Annotated in this window: 5 protein-coding genes; all 5 read left to right on the top strand. The window is 40.5% G+C overall.

Going from position 1 to position 6010, the window contains the following annotated elements:
- The first annotated feature begins 172 nt into the window (after positions 1–172).
- Entirely contained in the window at positions 173–1678 is a 1506-nt protein-coding gene (gene atpD, locus ACOVO2_RS00865) for a F0F1 ATP synthase subunit beta (protein ID WP_421768155.1), read from the top strand.
- A 108-nt stretch (positions 1679–1786) separates the two neighbouring features.
- Positions 1787–2029: an ATP synthase F1 subunit epsilon gene (gene atpC / locus ACOVO2_RS00860; protein WP_188767103.1), complete on the top strand. Its 243-nt coding sequence runs from the start codon at positions 1787–1789 to the stop codon at positions 2027–2029.
- A gap of 165 nt (positions 2030–2194) precedes the next feature.
- On the top strand, positions 2195–3181 hold the full coding sequence (moaA, locus tag ACOVO2_RS00855; RefSeq protein WP_421768154.1) for a GTP 3',8-cyclase MoaA: 987 nt from the start codon (positions 2195–2197) through the stop codon (positions 3179–3181).
- A gap of 98 nt (positions 3182–3279) precedes the next feature.
- Complete coding sequence (locus ACOVO2_RS00850; RefSeq protein ID WP_188767107.1) at positions 3280–3723, top strand: peptidylprolyl isomerase; 444 nt, start codon at positions 3280–3282, stop codon at positions 3721–3723.
- Positions 3724–3998: 275 nt separating this feature from the next.
- Positions 3999–6010, top strand: a 2012-nt coding sequence (locus tag ACOVO2_RS00845; protein ID WP_421768153.1) for a M1 family metallopeptidase, incomplete at its 3' end; no start/stop codon positions are given.

Below are 6010 nucleotides of genomic sequence, written 5' to 3'. Positions count from 1 at the left end.
ATTTTCCTCTTTTACTCCAACAAATAAGGCAGAAATAGAACTTTTCTCTAAAAAAAATACAAAAACTCTGCTACAAGTTTTGCTTTTAAGAACTTGATTGGCTAATTTTGCACGCTGAAATGCGAGTACACTAAAATCAACGTTTCAGATTTTAATTTAAAATTCTCAATAAATGGCAAATATCGGTAAAGTCTCTCAGATTATCGGACCCGTAGTGGACGTAAGTTTTGAAGGCGAAAATTCTCAAATTCCTCCAATTCTCGATGCGTTGTCTGTAACAAAGGCAAACGGTCAGAAAGTAATTCTTGAAGTTCAACAACACCTTGGTGAAGACCGAGTTCGTGCCATTGCGATGGAAGGAACTGAAGGTTTACAACGTGGAATGGAAGTGCTTCACTTAGGTTCACCAATCACAATGCCTACTGGCGATGAAATCAAAGGTCGTTTGTTCAACGTTGTTGGTGAGGCGATTGATGGTTTGGGCGAAGTGACTACCAAAGGTATGTCGATTCACCGTGCTGCTCCTAAGTTTGAAGACTTAGCAACTGCAACAGAAGTACTTTTCACGGGTATCAAAGTAATTGACCTACTTGCTCCTTACGTAAAAGGTGGTAAAATTGGTCTCTTTGGTGGTGCGGGTGTAGGTAAAACCGTATTGATTCAAGAGTTGATTAATAATATTGCCAAAGCTTATGCTGGTCTTTCAGTATTTGCGGGTGTAGGTGAGCGTACTCGTGAGGGTAATGACCTACTCCGTGAGATGATTGAATCTGGTATCGTTAAATACGGTGACAAATTCAAACATTCAATGGAAGAAGGTGGCTGGGATTTGAGCGTAGTAGATAGAGAAGCTTTGAAAGAATCACAAGCTACATTTATCTTCGGTCAAATGAATGAGCCTCCGGGTGCCCGTGCACGTGTAGCCCTTTCGGGTCTTACAGTAGCCGAACACTTCCGTGATGGTGATGGCGAAGGTAAAGGTCGTGATATCCTTTTCTTTATTGATAATATCTTCCGTTTTACACAAGCGGGTTCTGAGGTATCAGCCCTTTTGGGTCGTATGCCATCAGCGGTAGGTTACCAACCAACATTGGCCACTGAAATGGGTACTATGCAAGAGCGTATCGCTTCAACAAAGCGTGGTTCGATTACATCAGTACAAGCTGTTTACGTTCCTGCCGATGACTTGACTGACCCTGCTCCTGCAACAACATTTACTCACCTTGATGCAACAACTGTATTAAGTCGTAAAATTGCTGAGTTAGGTATCTATCCTGCGGTTGACCCTCTTGATTCATCTTCACGTATTTTGTCGGCACAAGTATTGGGCGATGCTCACTACAACACTGCTCAACGTGTGAAGAATATCTTACAACGTTACAAAGAATTACAAGATATTATTGCAATCCTTGGTTTGGAAGAACTTTCAGAAGAAGATAGATTGACGGTATCACGTGCAAGACGTGTACAACGTTTCTTATCTCAACCATTCTTCGTTGCCGAGCAATTTACAGGTTTGAAAGGAGTTTTGGTTGACATCAATGATACAATCAAAGGCTTTAACCAAATTATGGATGGCGATTATGACCACCTTCCAGAAGCTGCCTTCAACTTGGTAGGAACTATCGAAGATGCAGTAGCTAAAGGTGAGAAATTAATCGCAGAAGCGTCTAAATAAAACCCCTAACCCCTAAAGGGGAATTTAGGAGGCTATATTATATAAGTTAATAAAATGCCCCAAAGCGAATAAAAAAGCTCCCCTTTAGGGGCGGGGGGGTTATCAATTATGAACTTAGAAATAATTACTCCTGATAAGAAAGTTTACGCTGGTGTTGTTGACTCGGTAATTTTACCAGGAAGCAACGGTGGATTTCAAATTTTGAATAACCACGCACCCATCGTTAGCACACTCGCTAAAGGAAACTTAGTTATCGAAGCCAACGGCAAAAAGGAAACTTTCGTTGTGGATGGTGGCGTAGTTGAAGCAGCCAAAAATAAAGTTTTGGTTTTAGCTGAGTCAGTAGCTTAAAAACTTTTCTTGAAAAGAATATCCGAAAGAGGCATAGAGAATTCTGTGCCTCTTTTGGTTTTTTATACGAAATGAGAGTATATTTACTCAAACAATAACACCTATTTATAATTTTTGAACCTCAAAGATTATAAATAGGTTATGTAAATATTACTTATCGTATTGATGCTCATAGATAATCACGGAAGACCCATTAATTACTTGCGATTGGCTGTAACCGACCGCTGTAATTTGCGTTGCTTTTATTGTATGCCCGAAGAAGGAATTCAATATTTGCCCAAACCGCATTTACTGAGCTACGAAGAAATGATTCGACTTTGCACGATTTTGGCCGAAATGGGCATTAGTAAAGTCAGAATCACGGGTGGAGAGCCTTTCGTTCGTCGAGATATTATTCCTTTTCTGTGGAAATTGTCAGAAATAGAGGGAATCAACAAAATCAATATTACGACTAATGGCGTACTTACGGCTCCATTAGTGCCTGAATTAAAGAAAATTGGCATCAGTTCGGTTAATCTTAGCCTTGATTCACTCGACCGCCAACGATTCTTTGAAATTACTCGCCGAGACGAATTTCCGAAAGTGTGGGCAACGCTCGAAGCACTTCTCGAACACGATATTCCTGTAAAAATCAACACGGTAGTGATGGCAGGTAAAAACGACGAAGATATTTTATCAATGGTCGAATTAGCTCGTAATCAAAACGTTTCATTGAGATTTATCGAAGAAATGCCTTTCAATGGCGAAGGATTACGCCCCGAACAAATGGAATTTTGGAGTTACCGTCGTATTATTGATTTAATTCGTTCGGCACATCCCGAACTCTATAAATTACAAGACGAACCTAATTCTACGTCATATAATTATCATATTCCAAATTTTAAAGGCACAGTTGGCGTAATTGCAGCATTTAGTCGAACTTTTTGTGGCACTTGTAATCGCATTCGTGTTACGCCAACGGGCAGTTTCCGAACTTGTTTGTATGATGATGGTGTTTTCAATGTAAGAGATTTTATGCGTCAGAAATTATCGGATGAAGAAATAAAACAACGCATTTATGATGCCCTTCAAAATCGAGCAAAAGATGGTTTTGAGGCCGAAAATCGTAGGTCAAGTGTGGTTTCAGAATCAATGACGACAATTGGCGGGTAAATTAATGATTGAGTTTTGCATGAGTGAATGATAGAATAATTTTCCAGATAATCAGTTTACAAATAACCAATTTTCCAATATACCAATTTTTCAAAAGTATGTTAAAAGCAGAAATGATTACCGACAAAGGTACAATGACAATCGAATTCTATGAGCAAGATGCTCCGATTGCAGTAAATAACTTTGTTACGTTAGCAAAAAAAGGTTTCTACGATGGTTTAATTTTCCACCGTGTGATTCCAAACTTTATGATTCAAGGAGGCGACCCAACTGGTACAGGTGCTGGTGGCCCAGGATATACAATTCCTTGTGAGTTGACAGGAAATAACCAATACCACGATAAAGGTGTACTTTCGATGGCTCACCGTGGACGTAACACGGGTGGTTCGCAGTTTTTCATTTGCCATAACCGCTCAAATACCCAACACTTAGACCGTAATCATACTTGTTTCGGTAAAGTTGTTGAAGGACTTGACGTTGTTGATGCGATTCGTCAAGGAGATAAAATCCAAAAAATCAATGTTATTGAAGTTGAGGCATAATATCACATTTATTATTGTTTGACAATCAATGAGATTTTAGAACGCTGATGACGCTGATTTTCAAACGCAGATAAACGCTGATTTAAAAATCTGTGTTAATCTGCACGGTCCGCCTCTGCGGTTACTTGTATCTGCGTTATCAGCGTTCTAATTTTGTAGGATATTGATTTTTAGCTACTCAGAAACTTGTTTTTCGAGTAGCTTTTTCTTTAGGCTTCACCAAAAATAATTATTTCTTTCTATCTTCGCATAAAATCAAACTTCATCCATTTTATATGAAAAAACTATCCATCTTTACCCTACTTGTTCTAAATTGTAGTTTGGTAGTGCAGGCTCAACAACGCCCCACGACCGAATACAATGCCAATACCAGATTTGAGCAAATAGGTGCGGCTCTTCCAACTCCAAACACTTTCCGTACGGCAGCGGGTAGCCCTGGCCGAGATTACTGGCAACAAAAAGCCGACTACGACATCAAGGCTGAACTGGACGACTCAAAACAGTCGATAACAGCAACCGAAAAAATTACTTACACCAATAATGCCCCCGAAGAATTAAGATATTTGTGGCTGCAACTCGACCAAAATCTCTTTGCTAAAGGTTCGATGGGTTCGAGTATTGGCCAATCGGCCATCAACCCAGCCAATGGAGCGAGTTTCAATACTTTGGGCAATATGACAGGAGCAAATGCTAAAGATTATGGTTATAAGATTTCAGCCGTAAAAGATGCTCTCGGAAAAGATTTGAAATATACCATCAACGAAACAATGATGCGTATAGATTTACCAACGCCTTTGGCTAAAGGCATGGCTTTTACGCTACAAGTCGATTGGAAATTTAATATCGTAGATTTGAAAGGAAGTGGAGCAAGAAGTGGTTACGAGCTTTTCCCGAAAGATGGAAACGTATTGTACGAAATTGCTCAGTGGTTTCCACGCATGGCAGTTTATGATGACGTAAACGGCTGGCAACACAAGCAATTTTTAGGTCAAGGCGAATTTACTTTGCCATTTGGCGACTATAAAGTTGCTCTGACTGTTCCAAACGACATGGTTGTTGGTGCAACTGGCGAACTCCAAAATGCAAAAGACGTATTGACAACTACGCAAATCAAGCGTTTGGAGCAAGCAAAAAACACTAAAACTCCAATTGCAATCGTAACGCAAGAAGAGGCAGAGGCTGCGGAGAAAGGCAAGCCAACTGGTAAAAAGACTTGGGTTTATGCTGCTAAAAATGTGCGTGATTTCGCTTTTGCGGCTTCTCGTAAATTTATCTGGGATGCCATGCAAGTTGATGTAGAAGGCAAAAAAGTTTGGGCGATGTCGCTTTACCCAAAAGAAGCCAATCCACTTTGGGGACAATATTCTACGAGAGTAGTTGCTCATACGCTCACAAGCTATTCAAAGCGTAGCATTGCTTACCCTTATCCTGTTGCTTACTCAGTGCATGGTTCGGTTGGTGGTATGGAATACCCAATGATGAGCTTCAATGGAGCAAGACCCGAAGCTGATGGTACTTACTCGGAAGGTACAAAAAACTTCTTAATTTCGGTAGTAATTCACGAAGTTGGACATAATTTCTTCCCGATGATTGTAAACTCTGACGAGCGTCAGTGGTCGTGGATGGATGAAGGTTTGAATACATTTTTGGAATGTTTGGCTTCTCAAGAATGGGACAGAAATTTCCCAGTGGGTGGTATTGAGCCACAGGCAATTACAGGATATATGAAAATTGATGCCGCCAAACAAAATCCAATTATGAGTAGCTCGGATAATATTTTGCCAGGAACTTTCGGCCCGAATGCTTATTCAAAACCCGCAACTGGCTTGAATATTTTGCGTGAAAGCGTAATGGGACGTGAATTATTTGATTATGCTTTCAAAGAATATTCTCGCCGTTGGGCGTTTAAGCATCCAACACCAGCTGACTTCTTCCGCACCATGGAAGATGCTTCGGGCGTTGATTTGGATTGGTTCTGGAAAGGTTGGTTCTACGGCGTTGAACCTGCCGACCAAGCGATTGCCAACGTAGAATGGTATAGCATCGACAGCCAAGACCCAGCCAAACTAAAAGCTGCCGCTAAAGCTGATGCCGATGCCAAAGCACAAACGTTGAGCAATATCAGAAACAAAACCGACATCAAAGAAACGGTTGTTGAGGCCGATCCAACAATGAAGGATTTCTACAATACTTATGATAGATATGCCGTAACCGATGCCGATAAGAAAAAATACGAGCAGTATTTGTCAACTTTGAGCGAAGACGATAGAAAACTCATCGAAGAAGG

The organism is Emticicia sp. (assembly GCF_049241225.1).
Lineage (GTDB): Bacteria > Bacteroidota > Bacteroidia > Cytophagales > Spirosomataceae > Emticicia.
This window is presented reverse-complemented; position numbering and strand designations above follow the sequence as displayed.

What these genes read in the sequence shown, in the direction of transcription:
- atpD (WP_421768155.1), top strand. Translation starts at nt 173, where the DNA reads ATGGCAAATATCGGTAAAGTCTCTCAGATTATCGGACCCGTAGTGGAC.
- atpC (WP_188767103.1), top strand. Translation starts at nt 1,787, where the DNA reads ATGAACTTAGAAATAATTACTCCTGATAAGAAAGTTTACGCTGGTGTT.
- moaA (WP_421768154.1), top strand. Translation starts at nt 2,195, where the DNA reads ATGCTCATAGATAATCACGGAAGACCCATTAATTACTTGCGATTGGCT.
- ACOVO2_RS00850 (WP_188767107.1), top strand. Translation starts at nt 3,280, where the DNA reads ATGTTAAAAGCAGAAATGATTACCGACAAAGGTACAATGACAATCGAA.